We start from the raw sequence: 17,133 nt of genomic DNA on the forward strand, positions 1-17,133 counted from the left end.
GACAATGACTCAAATCGAACAACCGCCGATCGCGGAACCCGTATTGCGCTATCTCAGCCTGCGCCGCGCCTGGTACCGGGTTCGGCGGAGTCCGCTGACGCTGCTGGGTGCTGCCATCATGATAGCCGTGCTGTTCCTGATGCTGTTCTCGCCGTGGCTGGTGCCGCATAATCCGGACGCCATTGACCTAACCGCCCGCTTACTGCCGCCTTCGCCCGAGCACTGGTTCGGTACCGACGAAGTGGGCAGGGACCTGTTCAGCCGAGTCCTGGTTGGCAGCCGTCAATCGGTGGCCGCCGGGCTGGCGGTGGTGGTCTTGGCGGGGAGCATTGGCTCGCTGCTCGGCTGTTTCTCCGGCGTGATGGGCGGTACGGTTGATGCGTTAATTATGCGCTGCATGGATATCATGCTGTCGGTGCCGTCGCTGGTGTTGACCATGGCGCTGGCGGCGGCGTTGGGCCCCAGTTTGTTCAACGCCATGTTGGCGATTGCCGTGGTGCGCATTCCTTTCTACGTGCGGCTGGCGCGCGGCCAAACGTTAACGCTGCGTCATCAGGCGTATATGCAAGCGGCGCGCACCTTTGGCGCTTCGCGCTGGCATCTGATTGGCTGGCACGTGCTGCGCAATGTGATGCCGCCGTTGGTGGTGCAAGCGTCGCTGGATATCGGTACCGCAATCCTGATGGCGGCTACGCTGGGCTTCATCGGCCTGGGTGCCCAGCAACCGACCGCCGAATGGGGCGCTATGGTGGCCAATGGACGCAACTATGTGCTCGACCAATGGTGGTATTCGGCCTTTCCCGGCACGGCGATCCTGATCACCGCCACCGGTTTCAACCTGTTCGGCGACGGTCTGCGCGACCTGCTGGATCCTAAAACCCGGGGGCGCTGATGAGTGAAACCACCGTTTTATCAATCGATGAATTACAGCTGGAGTTTCCGGTTTACGGCGGCAGCGTCAAGGCGCTCAATCGCGTTTCGTTGCAGGTCAAGGCGGGTGAAATCGTCGGCGTGGTGGGCGAGTCCGGCTCCGGCAAGTCGGTCACTGCGATGATGACGTTACGGCTGCTGGCGGAAGAGGGTTACCGCGTGACCGGCGGTTCGCTGGAGATGCTGGGCACCGACGTGCTTAACGCCAGCGAGCGGCAAATGCGCCAGTTGCGCGGTGCGCGGGTGTCGATGATTTTTCAGGAGCCCATGAGCGCGCTTAATCCAACGCGCAAGATCGGCCGCCAGATGTGCGAGGTGATCCGCCTGCACCAGCGACTTTCCGCCTCGGCGGCTCGCGACAAGGCGATTCAGCTGTTACAGGAAATGCAGATTGCCGATGCACAGCGGGTGATGGAGCGTTATCCGTTTGAGCTGTCCGGCGGTATGCGCCAACGGGTGCTGATTGCCATGGCGTTTTCCTGCGAACCGGAACTGATCATCGCTGACGAACCCACCACTGCGCTGGACGTCACGGTCCAGCGTCAGGTGTTGCGTTTGCTACAGCAGAAGGCGCGAGCCAGCGGCACGGCGGTGCTATTTATCACTCACGATATGGCTGTGGTGTCGCAACTTTGCGACCGGGTGTATGTGATGTACGCAGGACACGTGATTGAGAGTGGCGCAACCGCCAAGGTGATTGAGCATCCCAGTCATCCGTATTCCATTGGGTTATTGCTGGCGGCGCCGGAGCGCGCCGAACCGCGCAGCCTGCTGCAGGCTATCCCCGGTACGGTGCCCAACCTGAGTGCGTTACCGCCAGGCTGCGCTTTTAGCAACCGTTGCCGCCATGCTGACGCTCAGTGTCGGCATACGCCAAGACTTACGCCATTGGTGGCAGAGCCGAGTCAAAGGGTAGCCTGTTGGCATCCGCAGTCTGTCGATTTGGAGGTGCAAAATGAACGTTGAGGCACTGCTGGAACTGCGCGACGTGCGATTACGTTTCCCCGCCAGCTATAACTGGCGCGGCAAGCCGCGAGAGTATGTTCATGCGCTCAATGGGTTGGATCTGAACATTATGCGCGGCGAAACCTTGGGCATCGTTGGCGAGTCCGGCTGCGGCAAAAGCACCCTGGCGCAGTTGCTGATGGGGTTGTTGAAGCCCAGCAGCGGCGAGCTGCTGCGGGCGCGCAATGCCGGCTCCTGGTTTGGTAGCGGCATGCAAATGGTGTTTCAGGATCCGCAGTCATCGCTCGATCCGCGCCTGCCGGTATGGCGAATTATCACCGAGCCGGTGTACGTGCAGCAACACAACAGCGTGGCGGAACGACGGGCGCAGGCGGCGGAGTTGGCTCAGCAGGTGGGACTGCGGCCGGAGGCGATTGACCGGTTGCCGCACGAGTTCTCCGGCGGACAGCGACAGCGTATTTCCATTGCACGCGCACTGTCGTCGCAGCCTGACATCATCGTGCTGGACGAACCTACTTCGGCGCTGGATATTTCGGTGCAGGCGCAGATCCTCAATTTACTGGTGGAACTGCAACGCCAGCGCAACCTGACTTATGTGCTGATCTCGCATAACGTCTCGGTGATCCAGCACATGAGCGATCGGGTAGCGGTGATGTATCTGGGGCAGATTGTCGAATTGGGGCCGACCGCACAGGTGTTGCGCCAGCCTCAGCACCCTTACACCCGGTTGCTGCTGGATTCGGTGCCCCGTACCGGCCGTTCACTGAGCGACAGCGCAATTGAAGACCGCAAAGGGGAATTACCGGGCAACCGTCAGTTGCCGCAGGGCTGCTTTTTTCGCGAACGTTGCCCTTACGCCGGCGAGGGGTGCCAGCGACCGCAAAGTTTGAGAGTCAACTTGGGCGGCACGGCGGTGCGTTGCCATAAGGTAGGATGACGGCGATACGCTCAGCGGATAATGCCGCGCGTCGAGCGTGTGAAGAAGTCGAGGAACAGGCGTAGCAATGGGTATTCCACGCTCAGGTGGATAACCTCTTGCCGTACATCCTCCAACGCCATCGACCGGTGATACAGCATATCGTAGAGAGCGTGAATAACTCGCTGTTGTTGCGGATCGGCGGCCAGAAAAGCCGGCGCTGCCAGATGCAGGCCGTCAGGTTTGGCGCGATGGCCGCCGGCCTGAACAAAGGGCGGCAGATCCTGCACCAGCAGGGCACCGTCGGCAACTTTTGCATGGGCACCGATAATGCAAAATTGGTGTACCGCGCACCGGGAGCCGACCCATGCAGCATCGCCCATCTCAACATGCCCGGCCAGGCCGCTGTGCTCGCCGACGTAAGCACCGTTTCCGATGACGCAGTCGTGGGCAACATGCACATTATCCCGCAGGTGATTGTCGTTACCGATGACGGTGCGCTGGCGCCCCTGTACCGTGCCGCGATGTAGGGTGGCGTAATGGCCTATACGGTTACGATCGCCAATGATTAACGAGGTCGGTTCATCGGCATACTTCAAATCCTGGCCGGCTTCGCCGATCGAAGAAAACGAGCCGAAAACGTTGTCGCGGCCGATATGGGTCAGGCCGTTAATTACCGAGTGCGAGGCAACAGTGGTGCCTTCGCCTATCTCAACCCCGGCGGAGATGACGCAAAAAGGCCCGATACGCACGTGCGCACCGATCATCGCGCCGGGCGCGATCAGGCTGTTGTCTGCAATAAGGGCAGAGGGAGAAATCATCACGTTTCCTGATGGCGGCGCGTGGCTATCCATCAGCCAGGCCAGTCATCGGTTAATTATTAAGCCGGATTCTGGATTAATTGGGGGAAACAGGGACGCGTGGGCAGGAAGTTTGCCTTCCGGTCGGTGTGACAAGGTTTGTCTGCGGCCAGCATAAGCCGGTATTTGCCTCAGACCGCTACCTTATATTTTATTTATTTTGTGAACCTTTGGGTAATAACGGGATGTTACCACCGGCGATTTCAACCCTTTGCTCTGCAGGGCTGAAAATGGTCAGGCTGACAACGGTCAATTCCGTCGCCAGCGAATGCCATAACTCAGGGCAGTGGCCAATCGGTAGGGGTGTTACTGACGACCTCGACATACATGTCCCAGGCGTGGGACCAGAATTGCGTAAAGCCTTCCTGACTGAAGCTAATGCCCATCAGGCCCATCACGAACCAGCAGGTGGTGAACAACCCGAGGCTGCTGAACATAAATGCCATGCCGTTGCGGCTGGTCTTACGGCAAACGACGTTTAGCTGGCTGGCCATAAACATCATAACGGCGCTAAGCAACTCCCAGCGCATCATAATAAAACCTGTGGCAATGGCACTCATCGAACGGGATCCTTGGTGATAAAGCTGCTCCCGGCGAGCGGCCGGAAGGTCAGGGTAATGGGTGAAATAGTGTGATCTGTGTCACATTGTAGCACTGGGATAAATCGCTGCTCAATCCCTGAGCGGGAGAAAAATCGGCATTTGGTAACATTCCAACATGCTGAAACATTTATGCCATTTCATTAGCAACCTTTTAATGGGGAGCGCAAACCAATAACGCTATGCTTGCCGACTTTTCACTGCCCTGATTTATCTTGGGAAAATGTGACGTCTGACAGGTAACTCGCCACGTATGGCCCTATTAAAAGATAAAATTCGAGACCATTCCGCCGAAGAAATGTTGTTTATACGCCGCGCCGGCGTGGCAATGGTGTTGGTTGTCGCCTGTTTTGGCGCGTTGATCCTCAACCTGTACCGCCTGCAGGTAAAACAGCATGCGTTCTACCAGACGCGATCCAATCAAAACGACATCAAGATGGTGCCGATTGCCCCCAGTCGCGGGCTGATTTTCGACCGCAACGGCATTCCGCTGGTGCGTAACATTACGCTGTATCAGATCCAGATTATCCCCAGCAAAATCGACAATATGACCGCGCTGCTGCAGGCGCTGACGCCGATTGTCGATCTGACCCCCGAAGACATCGCCGCTTTTCGCGATGACATGCACCACAATGGCCGCTATAAGCCGGTCACCTTGAAAAGCGGACTGACGGAAACCGAGGTGGCGCGCTTCGCGGTCAATCAATACCGTTTTGACGGGGTGACGATTGACACCTATCAGCAGCGGGAATATCCCTACGGTGCCGAACTGGCCCACGTGGTGGGTTACGTGTCTAAAATCAACGATGGCGATTTGAAGCGGCTGGACAAGGCGGGCCTCAGCGAGAACTATGCCGCCGACCACAATATCGGCAAGCAGGGCATCGAGGCTTATTATGAGTCAGAGTTGCATGGCACCACCGGTTATCAGGAAGTCGAAGTGGATAACCACGGTCGCGTGATACGCCTGCTGAAAGAACAACCGCCACAGGCGGGCAAAAACATTTACCTGACCCTCGATCTGCCGCTGCAGCAATATATCGAATCGGTGCTTAAAGGGCAGCGGGCGGCAGTGGTGGTGGAAGACCCGCGCGACGGTGGCATTTTGGCCATGGTCTCCAGCCCCAGTTACGATCCCAACCCTTTTGTGAAGGGCATCAGCTACCCCGCGTATAAAGCTCTGCTGAGCAACCCCGATTTGCCGCTGATTAACCGCGTCACGCAAGGGCTCTACCCACCGGCATCCACGGTTAAGCCTTACATGGCCACCTCCGCGCTGTTTGCAGGAGTGATCACCCCCAACACCACCTTCTTTGGCGCGCCGACCTGGACCTTACCGGGCACCCAGCGCCGTTATCGTGACTGGCTTAAAACCGGGCATGGCATGCTGAACGTGACCAAGGCGATAGAAGAATCGGCCGATACCTTCTTTTATCAGGTGGCGTTTGAAATGGGCATTGACCGTATTCACAGCTGGCTAAGCCAGTTTGGTTACGGTCAGGCGACCGGGATTGACCTTAACGAGGAGTATCGCGGCGTGCTGCCAAGCCGCGAATGGAAACAGCGGGTGCATAAAAAAGCCTGGTATCAGGGGGACACCATCTCGGTAGGCATCGGCCAGGGATATTGGGTGGCTACGCCGATCCAGATGGTGAAGGCGTTAACGACGCTGATCAACAACGGCAAGGTGAAAACGCCCCATTTGTTGTACTCCATGCGGCAGGGCAACCTGGTGAGTCGCTACCAGCCACCGGTAGAGAGTGCACAGATTGGTGATGCCAAATCGCCGTACTGGGGCATCGTTCGCAATGGCATGTACGGCATGGCCAATCTGCCAAACGGCACCGGTTATAAGCTGTTCCATACCGCGCCGTATCAGATTGCCGCCAAGTCCGGGACTTCACAGGTGTTTGGTCTGAAAGAGAATCAGACTTATAACGCCAAAATGATCCCGGTACGGCTGCGCGACCATATTTTCTATACGTTGTTCGCGCCTTATAAAAATCCGCGGGTGGCGATGGCATTAATTCTGGAAAACGGCGGTGGTGACGGTGTGGTCGCGGGGCCGACGGCCCGGGCGATCCTCGACCATATTTTTGACCCGGCCAACGCCCCGCAGCCCGAGGATAACCAGAAAGTTAAACCGGAGTTAAACGACAGCGCGGATGTGCAACAGTAAACGCGTTTGTTTTTACTTTCTTACAAACTGCAATCTTCTAACTATTTCTGTCAGGGTAGACTGAAATAATCACATAACTTTAATAAAAACGCAGGGTTAACAGTGGCACCATTAACAAAAAAAAGCGGTAAAAATTATTCGACCCTTCGCTTTGGCTGGATTTGCGGCGGGATCCTGGTTTGCTTTTTCCTGCTGGCCTTTCGGGTCGGCTATTTGCAGTTGCTGGAGCATCAGCAGTTGGCGGATCAGGCGGATCAGCGTTCGATTCGCACCCAGGTGCTGCCCACCAACCGGGGGATGATCACCGACCGTAACGGCGAGGCCTTGGCCGTCAGCGTGTCATCGAAAGATATTGTGTTGGATCCCAAGCATATTCTCGACACCCATACCGATATCGGCAATGAACGCTGGCAGAGCCTGGCCAACGTGCTGAAAATGCCGCTACCCGAGGTGCAAAAGCTGATCCAGGCTAATGCTCACAAGCGTTTTGTCTATCTGGCGCGCAAAGTCGAAGATGATAATGCCGATTACATCAGCAAGCTGCGTTTGACCGGCGTCAGTACCCTGCAGGACTTCAGCCGTTTCTACCCGATGAGCCAGGATGCCGCCGGGCTGATCGGTATTGTCGGGCAGGACAATCAGGGTCTTGAAGGTATCGAGTTGGGCTTTAACCACCTGCTGCAAGGCAAGAACGGCCTGCGGGTTTACCAGAAGGACGGCAGCGGGGCGGTGATTGGCGTGATCAAGAACGTCGATCCCGTGCCGCCGCCGAATGTCACGCTGAGTATTGATAAATTCATCCAGTACGTGCTGTACGCGCAAATTCGCGACGGCGTGGTGGCAAACCAGGCCGATTCCGGCTGTGCGGTGCTGGTAAAAGTGAATACCGGTGAAGTGCTGGGGATGGCCAGCTACCCGTCATTCAACCCGAACAACTACGCCAATACCCCGGCCAAAGATATCCGCAACGTGTGCAGCAGCGACAGTTTCGAACCGGGTTCTACCGTGAAGCCGGTGGTGGTGATGGTCGGGCTGGAACACCGGTTGATTAAGCCGGATACCGTACTGGACACCACGCCTTACCGGGTCAATGGTCATTTGATCAAGGACGTAGGCCACTGGTCGAAATTGACCATTACCGGCGTGCTGCAAAAATCCAGCGACATTGCCGTTTCACATATTGCGCTGGCGCTGCCCGCCACCGTACTGCCTGCGGTTTACAAGAGCTTTGGCTTGGGCAGACCGACCGACCTGGGCATCGGCAACGAAAGCAGCGGTTATTTGCCGCAGCACCGCGAACGCTGGGCTGATATCGAACGCGCAACCTTCTCCTTTGGTTATGGTTTGCGTGTGACCCCGTTACAGATGGCGCGTGAATACGCGGCTATCGGTTCCTATGGCGTTTATCGGCCATTGTCGATCACCCGAGTGACGCCACCGGTGATGGGGCAGCGCATTCTGCCGGAAGATACGGTAAAAACCGTGGTGCATATGATGGAAAGCGATGCCTTACCGGGGGGCAGCGGGGTCAGCGCTGCGGTACCAGGTTACCGTTTGGCGATTAAAACCGGTACCGCAGAGAAAATGGGCACCAACGGCAAATACGACGGTGGTTACATTAACTACACCGCCGGCGTGGCGCCCGCCAGCGATCCGCAGGTGGCGCTGGTGGTGATGGTCAACAACCCGAAAGCCGGCAAGCACTTCGGTGGTTCGGTGGCTGGCCCGGTGTTCGGCAAGATCATGGCGCAGGTATTGGAACATATGAATATCTTGCCTGATGCCCAGCCGTTGAACGTCGTTTCGCAGGTTAAAGGCTAACCTGATGTTCCCCCTCTGTGGAGGGGGAACCAGTCACTTTTTCAACGTCGCAAGGTGGGCCTGTGCCCATTCGACATCACGAGTGAAGTTAAGATAAATCTGGCGGTTTTATTAAAAAGGGGAATATTTTTTAAGCGTCGATACTTTGTATGGGCGGGAATATTTATAGATAAGACAATCTGATTAATTCTATAAAATAAAAAGAATCTGACGCACCAATGCGTGGCGAATAAAATAAATTCGGCCGGGTATTTTCAATTGAAAACAACCCGGCCTAAAAATATTAACGGCTGGTTTGGTGGCCGATGATACCGCCCAGCGCTGCGCCGCCCAAGGTACCCAGCGTACTGCCGTCGGTCAATACTGCGCCACCCAGGGCGCCAACGCCGGCACCGATAGCGGTGTTGCGATCACGGTGAGACATATTCCCACATGCGGTGACAGAAAGTGTTGCCATGATGATAACCATCACGCCTGCGGCACGTTTAAGGTTCATAAGAGTTTCCTGATAAATTGCCTAATTAACAGACAAAGAAAGCACTGATTAATCGGCCGGTAGAAGTTGAGATGAATGTATTCTGCCGAAAGAAAATAGAACAGGTAAATATTCTTAATTTTGTGCCATCGGATTTTATTTAATCGCCATTTTACTTTTGGGTGATGATTAAATCGCCAGCCTGTTATCTCTTGGGGCAGGTTGGATAATCCTTAAAACGCGTTAAAAATCCTAAGGCCGAGGGTTATGGGCTATGACGCGTTCCGGCCTGCATTGGCGTACGGATACCGCTGGGTGTTGGCGCCACTGCTTCTGGTGCGGGTTGTCCCTGACAGAGAGCATTTTTTTGCATTGCGGTAATGCAACTGTGTAAGTTACATTAGCGATATTGAGTTGTGATCTGCATCACAGATTGAAATCAAGCAAAAATAACCTTAAGAAATTCCAGGGAAATTTTCCTTTCTGGGCAGGCTTTTTGCTGCTTAAAAACCAGGAGACAACGATGTTAGAAATACTAGAGAGTTTGGCCACCGTGGTGATCATGGTGCCGGTAATGATTGCCTTGTTGCTTGGCTCGATTTATGGCTTGGGTGAGCTGTTTAATCTGTTTTCTGCCGTGGGCGGGAAAAAGAGCTGACGCTGAAATAATGTTCGAGGGGCGCAATGCCCCCCGATGCAGGTTTAAAGTACCGTTGCCAGGAAATCACGCGTTCTTTGATGTACCGGTTCATCCAGCACCTGTTTTGCCGTCCCCGTTTCTACCACTTTTCCTTGATCCATAAAGATGATTTGGTCCGCCACTTCGCGGGCAAAACCGATTTCATGCGTCACCACCACCATGGTCATGCCAGAGTGCGCCAGGCCTTTCATCACCTGCAGCACTTCGCCAACCAATTCGGGATCGAGCGCAGAAGTGGGCTCATCGAACAGTAGCACCTCTGGCGTCATCGCCAGGGCGCGGGCGATCGCCACTCGCTGTTGCTGTCCACCAGAAAGCTCGCGTGGCCAGGCGTGAATGCGATGTTCCAGCCCGACGCGGGCCAGCAGCGCTTTTGCCCGTTCCACCACCAGACTTTTCTTTTCCTTTTTGACCAGCAGCGGGGCTTCAGTGACGTTCTCCAGCACTGTGCGGTGCGGGAATAAATTGAACTGTTGGAACACCATACCGATGCTTTTACGCTGTTCGGCCACTTCGCGTTCCTTCAGTTCATACAGCTGGTTGCCTTTTTGACGGTAACCGATGAGTTGCTCGCCCACCCGAATGGTTCCACCGTCGAGTTTTTCCAGGTGATTGATGCAGCGCAACAAGGTCGACTTCCCCGAACCGGAAGGGCCGAGGATCACCGTTACCGAGCCTGCCGGGATCTGCAGGCTGATATTTTTCAACACTTCGGTGCCGGAAAATGACTTGCGCACCTGGTTGATCTGAATGGCGGCGCTCATGATTGTGCCTCCTGTGACGGACTGGATGCGGCTTTGCGGGGACGGAACAGCCAGTTGCTGCGCACCGCCTGGCTACCTCGACCAAAATAGCGCTCAACATAGTACTGGCCGATCGACAAAATCGAGGTCATCACCAGATACCACAACGTGGCGACCAACAGCAGCGGGATCACCTCGTAGGTGCGCTGATAGATGATCTGCGCCGAATAGAGCACGTCCTGCAGGGCGATCACCGACACCACCGCGGTGGTTTTAAGCTGCCCGATCACCTCATTGCCGGCAGGGGGCAAAATGGTGCGCATGGCCTGCGGCAAAACTACGCGCCACAGGATTTGTCCACGGCGATACCCCAAGGCCTTGGCGGCCTCCAACTGGCCACTGCCGACGCTTTGGATACCGGCGCGTACAATCTCCGCCGCATAAGCCGACTGATGCATCACCAGGGCGATCACCGCCGCGCTGAAGGTACTGATGATGGTGTTGGTCGGGGCGCTGGCCACTTCACCCAGGAAGGGGATCCACAGACTGATGCGCGGGTAAAGCGCGGCGATGTTGTACCACAGGAAAAGCTGCACCAGCATCGGCACCGCGCGGAAGAACCAGGTATAAAACCAGCTCACCGCCACCAGCACCGGGTTGGCCGACAGACGCATCAACGCCAGCAGCACGCCCCCGGCGAAGCCGAAGATCACCGAAATCACGGTGAGCTTCAGCGTCATGATCACGCCATTGATAATCGACGCTTCGGTAAAGTTTTCTGCCACCACCGCCCATTCGAAGCGCGGGTTATGCAGCATCGAATTGGCGATAATGCCGACGATCAGCAGCACCAACAGGGCGCTGAACCAGCGCCCATAATGCCGATGACCGACGATGCGCAGTTCGGCATCACCGGTCGCTTGTGGCCCATTCATTTTGCAATCTCTTCATTGATGCCGGCGGTTTTCACCGCGCCGAAGCCGATATCCCAACCGTCGAGGATTTTCTGGTAGCTGCCGTCGGCAATCAGCGAGTTAAGCGCCGCCTGCACCGGTTTCACCAGGTCGGAACCTTTCGGCAAGGCGATGGCGACCGTGGTGCCTTCAATGTTGATGTCGCCTGCCAGCGCCAGCGGTTTAACGTGGGTAGCCTGATAACGCAGGCCTTCATACGGACCAAAGAACATCGGCACGCGTCCGCTGATTACGGCCTGAACACCGGCCGGACGGTCGGGGAAAATCGGAATGGTGATCGCCGGTTTTCCGCCGCTGACGCAGCTGTCGCTGGCCTGCTGCAAGCGGGTAATTTGTGAAGTGCCCGCCCCGGCGCCGACGGTTTGTCCACAAAGCTGCGCCAGCTCGGTGTAAGGGCCGAGGGCGGCATCTTTACGGGCGATCAGCGCCAGCTTGGATGCGTTGTAATAGCCGACAAAATCGACCTGTTGGAAGCGCTTCTTGTTGGCGTCGATATTGGCCAGGGCAACGTCATAACGGCCGGATTTCAGGCCGGGGATGATATTGTCGAAGCCGCCGGTATCCTTCCAGTGGATTGCCACGCCGAGGCGATCGGCGATGGCGCTCATCACGTCGATTTCACGCCCGGCCAGCGTTTTGTTGTCCGCTTCATAGAAGGTGGTCGGGGGCGTATTGGGGTTGGTGCCCGCCACGATGTAACCGGCTTTTTTTATTGCTTCCGGCAGGCTGTCGTGCAGTGCGGGATCGGCGCTGGCTTTTACCGCGGCGCGGAAGGGCACATCGCCTTCAGCGGCATAACCGACGGCCAGCGGAGCCAAGGTAGCGCCAGCCAGCAGCAGGGAGAGTACGGTGCGTTTGAGGTTGGTTTTCATCATGTTCCCCTGCGAATTAAGCCGATTTTACGTTAGCGAAGTTGATTGCCGGTTGCGGCAGGCCCAGGTTTTCACGCAGGGTTGAATACTGATATTCCTCGCGGAACAGGCCGCGACGGCGTAGCTCCGGGATCACCAGTTCGACGAACAGTTCCAACTGATTCGGCAATACCGCAGGCATGATGTTAAAGCCGTCGGCACCTTGCTGTTCCAGCCACAGCTGGAAGTCATCGGCGATCTCTTCGGCAGTTCCCACCACCACGCGATGCCCGCGCGAACCGGCAGCAACCGCCGCCAGTTCACGCAGCGTCAGGTTTTCGCGTGCCGCAAGATCGGTCAGCAGCTTCACCCGGCTTTGGCCGCCTTCGGTCGCGCCGACGTCCGGTACCGGGCCATCGAGCGGGAAGCCGCTAAGATCGAAGCCGAAGCGGGCGGAAAGCTGTTCGATGCCGTTATCGATATCCACCAGTTGATTGAGCTGATACCAGGTTTCCTGCGCCTCGGCTTTGGTGCGTCCCACGATCGGCATCACGCCCGGCAGGATCAGCAGGTGATCCGGGTTGCGGCCGGCATCGGCGACAAATTTCTTCTGGCTGCGATAGAAGGCCTGGCCTTCTTCCAGCGTGGCGGCGGCGGTAAACACCACCTCGGCGGTTTCTGCGGCCAGCTGTTGTCCGGCCGGCGAAGAACCGGCTTCGATGATCACCGGGCGCCCCTGTGGCGAACGGGCAATGTTCAGCGGGCCTTGCACCGAGAAGTGCTTGCCTTGGTGGTTGGCCGCGTGGATTTTCTCGTCAATGGCATACACGCCACTTTGCTTGTCACGTACGATAGCCCCTTCCTCCCAGCCGTCCCACAGCTTGTAGCTGGCTTCGAGAAACTCTCGTGCCACTTCATAACGCTCGGCGTGCGAAGGCAGATCGTCACGGCTGAAGTTACGTGCCGCGTCACTGGAGAATGACGTCACCACGTTCCAGGCGGCGCGGCCGTGGCTGATGTGATCGATAGAGGCCATGGCGCGCGCCAGGTGGAAAGGCTGGTCGAAAGTGGTGGAGGCGGTGGCCGCCAGGCCGATGTGTCGAGTTCTGACCGCCAGCGCCGCCAGCAGCGTCAGAGGCTCCAGGCGGGACAGGGTGGAAGGCAGACGGTGCACGCTGGTCGCCAGCGCATCGCCGACGAAGAACATATCAAAGGTGCCTTCTTCGGCCTTTTGGGCGATCCAGGTGAACCAGTCAATGTCCGTAGGCGAGCCGCTGGCCCCTTCGGCACGCCAGCCGCCGACGTGATGGCCCAGAGCCTGAACAAACAGGCCGAGACGTAATTGACGCGATGGTGTTGAAGGTGAAGTACTCATAATTATTCCTATATTTATTATTGGTTTAATAATTCGATTAAACGGCTCAGCGCGGCGGGCTGCGTTAGCGCGCAGTCCTCGATCACGCGGTCACCGTTCAAATGCGGCAGCAATAGCAGGATGCTGCGCAGTTTCGCACCGACGTCGGTCTGTCGGGCGGCGGTTTGCTTTCTTGTGACGATGTCACTTAATTGACGGCCGTCGTGCAGCGTTAGCGTGACGCGGTGGAAGCGTAACTCCGCATCCAGCTCGTCTGGCGGTGCCGTCAGGTCGGCATGGCGTTCAACCCGTGCCGCCAGGGCTGAAATATTTGGGTCAACGGGGGCCTCACCGTAGTGCATTAGCGGCACGCTGCCGCTGTACAACGCATCGGCGATGACGTATTCCAGGCTAAAACGCGCCTCAACGCCGTTTGACGGGCGGCGAATATAGGGAGCGGTATCGGCACCGGGTGGAAAACTGACCTGGATCTTGGCGATGGCAGCGGAAATATCCTCGACGGCAATGCCTTGTTCGAGCAGGCGTTCGCGCAGGATAAATGCGGCCTCCGCAGCGCTGTGGGTACCGCCGCAGGTGGGATAGCGTTTAAATTCCAGCCCCGGTTGCAGGATACGCCACGGCGCCCCCCAGTCGGCCGTCAACAATTCGGGCCGCTGCCGTCCGTCGCCATGCGAGCTCAACAGGCTGTCTATCACGCCTTCCGGCTGCCCGGCAAAACCCAGCTGCGCCAGCAGCACGGCATTGACTGCCGCCCGAGCGGCGATCCCTGCGTGCAACGGCTTGGCGGCTGACCCGAACTGACTGCGCAGCCCAGCAGCCTGGGTGGCCGCCAGCCCAAGGGCGATCTGCGTTTGGTGCAGCGTGAGGTGTAAATAGCGTGCTGCCGCCGCAGTGGCGGCAACGGCGCCAAGGGTGGCAGTGCTGTGAAATCCCAACTGATAGTGCTGAGTACCGGCAGCCAGCCCCAGTCGCCCGGCTGCCTCTACGCCAATGACATAGGCGGCCAGTAGCGCGTCAACGTCGGGGTTATCGTCGGTCAATGCCAGCAGCGCAGAGAGCACCACCGTGCTGGGGTGCCCGCGCAGCGCGGGGTGATAATCGTCAAAATCCAGCGAATGGCTGATATAGCCGAAATAGAGCGCACGGTTCTCGGCACTGGCAGGCGGGAACACTTTTTTTACCGCTGCCAGGCCGCTGTCGGTGAGTACGCCCTGGGCGATCGGCAACGCGCAGGCAAAATAATCTATCAGCCCCAGGCGGGCGGCCGACAGGGCTGATGCTTCGGGCCGGCTATCCAGCACCAAATGGGCAAATTGAGCGGTTATGAGCGATGACAAGATATAAAACCTGATTTTTTATGCGGTTATGCGCCGGCCTGCGATTCAGATTTCATTGTGTGGCGATTTCATTAGCCCCGAAAGAACGAACGGAAATTTCATATTTCAAAATGGAATATGGTGGATGCCGATTCCGGCAATAAAGCTGGCCCAATACCGCATGGCATCGGGCTTAGTCATTTTAAGGCAAAGCAAAGTCGCCATTTGGCTTAAGAAAAAAGGGCGCTAAAGCGGGAACAGTTGTTCACTCAGCAGATCGATAAACACCCGCAGTCGGGGCGTCAGGTGTTTGCTGGAGGGCCAGAGAATTTTAAAGCTGCCAGTGTGCCGGCAATGCGCACCGAGCAGTTGCTGAAGGCGTTGCTCAGCCAGCGACTGCTTTACCGCAAAGTCGGGCAGGCAGGCAATGCCCTGGCCCTGTTCTGCCAAATAGATCAGCGTATCGACGCTGTTGCACACTGCGCTTGCATGCAGACCGTCGCCGAGCATTTTATCCCAGTCCATTACCGGCCAGGCTTCGACTTTGCCGGTGGTGGGGAATTTGTACAGCAAGCAGGCGTGTTGACGCAGATCGTCCGGGCATTGTGGTGTGCCGGCCTGACGCAAATAGGCGGGCGAAGCGACCAGTTGCAGATGAAAACTGCCCAGTTGGCGGCTCATTAATCTTGAATCTTCCGTTTCCCCAACGCGGATCACCGCGTCGAATCCTTCCTCGATTACCTCTACACGACGGTCGGAAAAGTCCAGTTCAAGTTCAATTTCGGGATATCGACGAATAAACGTCGCCAGCACCGGGTTGAGCAGTCCGCCGACCAGGGGCAAGCTGACGCGAAGTTTGCCACGCGGGGCGCTGCGAGTGTCGCTGAGTTCCTGTTCCGCCGCTGCCATTTCTCCGAGTATCCGCTGGCAACGCTGCAAGAAAAGCCGACCTTCGGCCGTCAAAGTCATGCTGCGGGTACTGCGATGGAACAATCGCACGCCCAGACGGGCCTCCAAACGGGCAACGCTTTTACCGATTGCCGAAGCGGATACGCCCAACAGGCGTCCGGCCTCGACAAAACTGAGCGCTTCTGCCGCCTGAACGAAGGCGGAGACCCCGGCCAGATTATCCATTCGCGCCCCCTATTGCGGACGTTAATGTCCGTTATGAAAGGAAATCTAGCCTGTTTTTCTTCTTTTCGCCACAACCTATCCTCGGGGTTGACAGAATTCGCTGTCAACCTGAGGTATGGCTAATGAATAAATACAAACTTGATGCCAAGGCTATTGATAAGGCTATCGATCTGGCGCTGGAACAAAAACGGCTGGTAGGTGCAGTGGTGTTGGTGGCGTTGGGCGGCGAGCAGGTCTATCGTCGTGCGGCCGGTATGGCGGATCGAGAGGCGGGCAAGCCGATGCGCATCGATGCGCTGTTTCGCTTGGCTTCGGTCTCCAAACCGATCCTGTCCACGGCGGCGCTGGTGCTGATGGCTCAAGGGCGTTTACGGCTTGAAGACCCGGTGGTGCGCTGGCTGCCGTCGTTCCGGCCGCGTACGCCGGACGGCCAGCAACCCATAGTGACCGTACGTCATCTGATGACCCATACCGCTGGGCTGAGTTACCGTTTTTTCCAACCAGAGCATGGATCCTATGCGCAGGCGGGAGTTTCCGACGGTATGGATGACGATCCGCTTAGCCTGGCGGAAAATGTGCGTCGTATTGCCTCGGCTCCTCTGCAGGCAGCACCAGGAACCGAATGGCGCTACTCGATTGCCACCGATGTGCTGGGTGCGGTGATTGAACAAGCCAGTGGTTTGCCGTTGGCACAAGCGGTGGCACATCTGGTGACCGGACCGATGGCGATGCGAGATACCGGGTTCAGTACCCACGATGCGCAGCGGCTGACAGTGGCTTACGCTAACCATTACCCCGAGCCCCGGCCTCTGCAACAACCGGATCGCATCGAGTTTATTGACGGCACCGACGGTTTTAAGCTTTCACCTGCCAGGGCGCTGGATGCCAGCGCCTATGCGTCAGGCGGGGCCGGCATGGTAGGTTCGGCGGAAGATTTTCTGCGTTTGCTGGAAACCCTGCGTCGGGGCGGCGCACCATTGCTGCCCGAAGAGTGGGTAACGGCCATGGCCAGCAACCAGATCGGCGATTTGCCGATGCCATTCTGGCCGGGGCGCGGTTTTGGGCTGGGGATCACCGTATTGAAAGATCCGCGGGCGGCCCAGACGCCGGAATCGGTAGGTACCTGGCGTATGGGCGGGACGTACGGCCATTCCTGGTTTGTCGATCCGGCCCGGCAGCTCAGCGTCGTGGCTTTTACCAATACCGCGCTGGAAGGGATGGCGGGAGCATTTGTCGGGGATCTCTGCCAGGCGGTATATGACGGATTACCGCTTCTCGCAGGAGACCAATGATG

Annotated in this window: 16 protein-coding genes; 7 read left to right on the forward strand and 9 right to left on the reverse strand. The window is 57.3% G+C overall.

From position 1 onward, the window contains the following. The first annotated feature begins 4 nt into the window (after positions 1 to 4). From ddpC to H0S68_RS11565, 3 genes are read left to right on the forward strand one after another with little or no spacing between them, the layout of a single operon-like run. Positions 5 to 892, forward strand: a complete 888-nt coding sequence (gene ddpC / locus H0S68_RS11555; RefSeq protein WP_020826826.1) for a D,D-dipeptide ABC transporter permease — start codon at positions 5 to 7, stop codon at positions 890 to 892. Next, positions 892 to 1,896: an ABC transporter ATP-binding protein gene (locus H0S68_RS11560; protein ID WP_128864924.1), complete on the forward strand. Its 1,005-nt coding sequence runs from the start codon at positions 892 to 894 to the stop codon at positions 1,894 to 1,896. Before ddpC ends, H0S68_RS11560 begins: the two co-directional genes overlap by 1 nt. Further along, positions 1,886 to 2,833, forward strand: a complete 948-nt coding sequence (locus H0S68_RS11565; RefSeq protein ID WP_020826828.1) for an ABC transporter ATP-binding protein — start codon at positions 1,886 to 1,888, stop codon at positions 2,831 to 2,833. The genes H0S68_RS11560 and H0S68_RS11565 overlap by 11 nt, the downstream gene beginning before the upstream one ends. Positions 2,834 to 2,844: 11 nt before the next feature. Here the strand turns inward: H0S68_RS11565 and lpxA are convergent, their stop codons facing one another. Both lpxA and H0S68_RS11575 read right to left on the reverse strand, forming a co-directional pair. After that, complete coding sequence (gene lpxA, locus H0S68_RS11570) at positions 2,845 to 3,633, reverse strand: acyl-ACP--UDP-N-acetylglucosamine O-acyltransferase (protein WP_400826473.1); 789 nt, start codon at positions 3,631 to 3,633, stop codon at positions 2,845 to 2,847. A 317-nt stretch (positions 3,634 to 3,950) separates the two neighbouring features. Continuing rightward, positions 3,951 to 4,232, reverse strand: a complete 282-nt coding sequence (locus tag H0S68_RS11575) for a YjcB family protein (RefSeq protein ID WP_020826830.1) — start codon at positions 4,230 to 4,232, stop codon at positions 3,951 to 3,953. 292 nt (positions 4,233 to 4,524) lie between these two features. Between H0S68_RS11575 and mrdA the strand changes: the two genes are divergently transcribed. Next, on the forward strand, positions 4,525 to 6,450 hold the full coding sequence (gene mrdA / locus H0S68_RS11580) for a penicillin-binding protein 2 (RefSeq protein WP_410529404.1): 1,926 nt from the start codon (positions 4,525 to 4,527) through the stop codon (positions 6,448 to 6,450). Between the two features lie 102 nt (positions 6,451 to 6,552). Beyond that, entirely contained in the window at positions 6,553 to 8,271 is a 1,719-nt protein-coding gene (locus H0S68_RS11585) for a penicillin-binding transpeptidase domain-containing protein (RefSeq protein WP_115058856.1), read from the forward strand. Positions 8,272 to 8,554: 283 nt separating this feature from the next. On the opposite strand, the gene osmB is transcribed toward H0S68_RS11585, so the two are convergent. Next, positions 8,555 to 8,767 (reverse strand): osmotically-inducible lipoprotein OsmB, encoded by a 213-nt coding sequence (osmB, locus tag H0S68_RS11590; RefSeq protein WP_020826833.1) that lies wholly within the window; start codon positions 8,765 to 8,767, stop codon positions 8,555 to 8,557. Between the two features lie 502 nt (positions 8,768 to 9,269). Between osmB and H0S68_RS11595 the strand changes: the two genes are divergently transcribed. Then, positions 9,270 to 9,404, forward strand: a complete 135-nt coding sequence (locus H0S68_RS11595) for an AcrZ family multidrug efflux pump-associated protein (protein WP_020826834.1) — start codon at positions 9,270 to 9,272, stop codon at positions 9,402 to 9,404. A gap of 44 nt (positions 9,405 to 9,448) precedes the next feature. On the opposite strand, the gene H0S68_RS11600 is transcribed toward H0S68_RS11595, so the two are convergent. The 6 genes from H0S68_RS11600 to H0S68_RS11625 all read right to left on the reverse strand — a co-directional run bounded on the left by H0S68_RS11600 (position 9,449) and on the right by H0S68_RS11625 (position 15,839). Continuing rightward, a complete protein-coding gene (locus H0S68_RS11600) occupies positions 9,449 to 10,210 on the reverse strand; it encodes an amino acid ABC transporter ATP-binding protein (protein ID WP_020826835.1) in 762 nt (253 codons plus the stop codon). Beyond that, positions 10,207 to 11,124, reverse strand: coding sequence for an amino acid ABC transporter permease (locus H0S68_RS11605; RefSeq protein WP_020826836.1), 918 nt, complete (start codon positions 11,122 to 11,124; stop codon positions 10,207 to 10,209). Before H0S68_RS11605 ends, H0S68_RS11600 begins: the two co-directional genes overlap by 4 nt. After that, positions 11,121 to 12,035 (reverse strand): ABC transporter substrate-binding protein, encoded by a 915-nt coding sequence (locus H0S68_RS11610; RefSeq protein WP_048758998.1) that lies wholly within the window; start codon positions 12,033 to 12,035, stop codon positions 11,121 to 11,123. The genes H0S68_RS11605 and H0S68_RS11610 overlap by 4 nt, the downstream gene beginning before the upstream one ends. Before the next feature lie 16 nt (positions 12,036 to 12,051). Then, positions 12,052 to 13,389: an LLM class flavin-dependent oxidoreductase gene (locus tag H0S68_RS11615; protein ID WP_116690503.1), complete on the reverse strand. Its 1,338-nt coding sequence runs from the start codon at positions 13,387 to 13,389 to the stop codon at positions 12,052 to 12,054. Positions 13,390 to 13,406: 17 nt separating this feature from the next. Then, positions 13,407 to 14,726, reverse strand: coding sequence for an MmgE/PrpD family protein (locus H0S68_RS11620; RefSeq protein WP_116690502.1), 1,320 nt, complete (start codon positions 14,724 to 14,726; stop codon positions 13,407 to 13,409). Between the two features lie 225 nt (positions 14,727 to 14,951). After that, positions 14,952 to 15,839, reverse strand: coding sequence for a LysR family transcriptional regulator (locus H0S68_RS11625; protein WP_128864921.1), 888 nt, complete (start codon positions 15,837 to 15,839; stop codon positions 14,952 to 14,954). 122 nt (positions 15,840 to 15,961) lie between these two features. On the opposite strand from H0S68_RS11625, the gene H0S68_RS11630 reads away from it, so the two are divergent. Beyond that, positions 15,962 to 17,131 (forward strand): serine hydrolase domain-containing protein, encoded by a 1,170-nt coding sequence (locus tag H0S68_RS11630; protein ID WP_410529405.1) that lies wholly within the window; start codon positions 15,962 to 15,964, stop codon positions 17,129 to 17,131. Positions 17,132 to 17,133 lie beyond the last annotated feature (2 nt).

The sequence above is a fragment of the Serratia sp. AXJ-M genome (assembly GCF_046531865.1).
GTDB lineage: Bacteria > Pseudomonadota > Gammaproteobacteria > Enterobacterales > Enterobacteriaceae > Serratia > Serratia liquefaciens.

What these genes read in the sequence shown, in the direction of transcription:
- H0S68_RS11575 (WP_020826830.1), bottom strand. Translation starts at nt 4,232, where the DNA reads ATGAGTGCCATTGCCACAGGTTTTATTATGATGCGCTGGGAGTTGCTT.
- H0S68_RS11630 (WP_410529405.1), top strand. Translation starts at nt 15,962, where the DNA reads ATGAATAAATACAAACTTGATGCCAAGGCTATTGATAAGGCTATCGAT.
- H0S68_RS11560 (WP_128864924.1), top strand. Translation starts at nt 892, where the DNA reads ATGAGTGAAACCACCGTTTTATCAATCGATGAATTACAGCTGGAGTTT.
- H0S68_RS11625 (WP_128864921.1), bottom strand. Translation starts at nt 15,839, where the DNA reads ATGGATAATCTGGCCGGGGTCTCCGCCTTCGTTCAGGCGGCAGAAGCG.
- H0S68_RS11615 (WP_116690503.1), bottom strand. Translation starts at nt 13,389, where the DNA reads ATGAGTACTTCACCTTCAACACCATCGCGTCAATTACGTCTCGGCCTG.
- lpxA (WP_400826473.1), bottom strand. Translation starts at nt 3,633, where the DNA reads ATGATTTCTCCCTCTGCCCTTATTGCAGACAACAGCCTGATCGCGCCC.
- H0S68_RS11565 (WP_020826828.1), top strand. Translation starts at nt 1,886, where the DNA reads ATGAACGTTGAGGCACTGCTGGAACTGCGCGACGTGCGATTACGTTTC.
- H0S68_RS11605 (WP_020826836.1), bottom strand. Translation starts at nt 11,124, where the DNA reads ATGAATGGGCCACAAGCGACCGGTGATGCCGAACTGCGCATCGTCGGT.
- H0S68_RS11610 (WP_048758998.1), bottom strand. Translation starts at nt 12,035, where the DNA reads ATGAAAACCAACCTCAAACGCACCGTACTCTCCCTGCTGCTGGCTGGC.
- mrdA (WP_410529404.1), top strand. Translation starts at nt 4,525, where the DNA reads ATGGCCCTATTAAAAGATAAAATTCGAGACCATTCCGCCGAAGAAATG.
- ddpC (WP_020826826.1), top strand. Translation starts at nt 5, where the DNA reads ATGACTCAAATCGAACAACCGCCGATCGCGGAACCCGTATTGCGCTAT.
- H0S68_RS11595 (WP_020826834.1), top strand. Translation starts at nt 9,270, where the DNA reads ATGTTAGAAATACTAGAGAGTTTGGCCACCGTGGTGATCATGGTGCCG.
- osmB (WP_020826833.1), bottom strand. Translation starts at nt 8,767, where the DNA reads ATGAACCTTAAACGTGCCGCAGGCGTGATGGTTATCATCATGGCAACA.
- H0S68_RS11600 (WP_020826835.1), bottom strand. Translation starts at nt 10,210, where the DNA reads ATGAGCGCCGCCATTCAGATCAACCAGGTGCGCAAGTCATTTTCCGGC.